The organism is bacterium, from assembly GCA_021372775.1.
Taxonomy (GTDB): Bacteria; Acidobacteriota; Polarisedimenticolia; order J045; family J045; genus JAJFTU01.
In genome coordinates, this window is the sequence record JAJFTU010000465.1 from 1 (window position 1) to 1,735 (window position 1,735).

At 71.7% G+C, this 1,735-nt stretch carries 2 protein-coding genes; both read left to right on the forward strand.

What is annotated here, in order from left to right; genetic code table 11:
- The first annotated feature begins 52 nt into the window (after window positions 1-52).
- Window positions 53-619 carry an elongation factor P gene (locus LLG88_15950; protein ID MCE5248403.1) on the forward strand — a complete coding sequence of 189 codons (567 nt, stop codon included), beginning with the start codon at window positions 53-55 and terminating at the stop codon, window positions 617-619.
- Window positions 620-906: 287 nt separating this feature from the next.
- Window positions 907-1,735, forward strand: an 829-nt coding sequence (locus LLG88_15955; GenBank protein MCE5248404.1) for a hypothetical protein, incomplete at its 3' end; no start/stop codon positions are given.

Genomic DNA, 1,735 nt, shown 5'->3' on the forward strand with positions numbered 1-1,735 from the left:
CCGCCCGGCGCTCTTTTGGCTATCCTTCGCCCGCATTCCGGGAGATCGAACGATGGCGACGACGGCGGACTTCAAGAAGGGGTTCCGGATTCTCGTGGACGGGCAGCCGTGGGCGCTGGTGGAGCACACCATCCAGTCCCCCTCGGCGCGCGGCGGGCAGACGCTGGTCAAGGCCAAGCTGCGCAACCTGATCGACGGCTCGTTCATGGAGAAGGTCTGGAAGGCCGGCGAGTCGTTCGACGAGCCGGACCTCACCTTCCGCGTCGCCTCCTACCTCTACTCCGACAGCGACGACGCCTACTTCATGGACACCGAGTCGTACGAGCAGTTCCAGCTGCCGCTGGAGAAGCTCGGCGACATGGTTCCCTGGCTGACCGAGAACATGGAGGTCCGCGCGATCCACTTCGGCGGCGAGGTGGCCAACATCGAGCTGCCGAAGGTCGTCGTGGTCGAGGTGCTCGAGACCGAGCCGACGGTGCGCGGCAACACCGCCTCGGGGAAGGTGCTCAAGCGGGCCGTGGTCGCCGGCGGCGTCGAGCTCCAAGTGCCGCTCTACCTCGAGACGGGCGAGAAGATCGAGGTCGATCCGCTCGAGCGGCGCTTCATCCGCCGCGCGTAGGCCTCCTTCCGCCGCTCCGACCGAGGCGCCGCCAAGGCCCCCGTCTCGCCGCCTAGCCGGCCTCGCCGGCTGCGGCCCGACTCAAGTTTCCACGGCGCCGATCGACTGCTGAATTCAGACAAGCGGACTTGTACCCATTTCCCGCGCCGCGGATGCCGCCGAGAGACGTGTAGCTTGGCCGCGTGCTGCGGGACGGCGCTTGATCGTGACGGGCGTACGACGCGGCGGGCCTGCCGAACGCGGTCCTTTTCGCGAACGGGACCCGAGAATCGACGACGCGGGACGCAATGCACAGGCCGCTGCGGATCTTGGCGCTTCCCCCTGCGGCTCCCGCCGGCTCGGGCGGGTCGAACCCTCCGTACTGGGACAGCGGCCTCTACACCTTCGACGGCGCGGGCAATGTCAAGGCGATCGGGACGCAGCGCTTCGCGTACGACGTCGCCGGGCGCCTCGTGCACGCGGAGGTCGTGCCGCAGGCGAACGGCGGGACGGCGGCGGACGTCGAGGAGTACACCTACGACCCGTTCGGGAACCTGCTGGCGCGGACGCTGACGCCGGGCCCCGGGCGGGTCCGGCCGGACGGCGAGGCGAAGCGCGTCGTCGCCGACGCGGCGACGAACCGGCTGCTCGGAACGGCGGTCGTGGACGCGTCGGGCGCGCAGCTGTTCGACGCCTCGGGTAACGCGCGCCACGCGGCGGACTTCGCGCACGACCCGAACGGCGCGGCGGTGCGCTTTCCGGGCCGCGCCGGCTTCCTCGGCGGGGCGCGGTGGGACGAGCTGGGGCGGATGACGGAGTACGTGCAGGGCGACCCGTGGACGGCGGGCGGGACGCCGGCGGAGCGCTACCGCTACGACGCGGGGAACTACCGCTGGCTGCGGACGACGTGGGCGGGGAGGACGACGCTCTCGCTGCGCGACGCGCAGGGGCAGCCGCTCGCGGAGTACGTGGCGGGCCGCGCCGCGGACGGGACGGCGACGTACGCCCTCGACCGGGAGTACGTGCGCGGCCTCGGCCGCGTGCTCGCCGAGCGGCGCTGGACCGGGAGCGCGTTCGAGACGACGTACCAGATGCGCGACCACCTCGGCAGCCTGCGGATCGTGACGGACGCCGCCG

What these genes read in the sequence shown, in the direction of transcription:
- LLG88_15950 (MCE5248403.1), top strand. Translation starts at nt 53, where the DNA reads ATGGCGACGACGGCGGACTTCAAGAAGGGGTTCCGGATTCTCGTGGAC.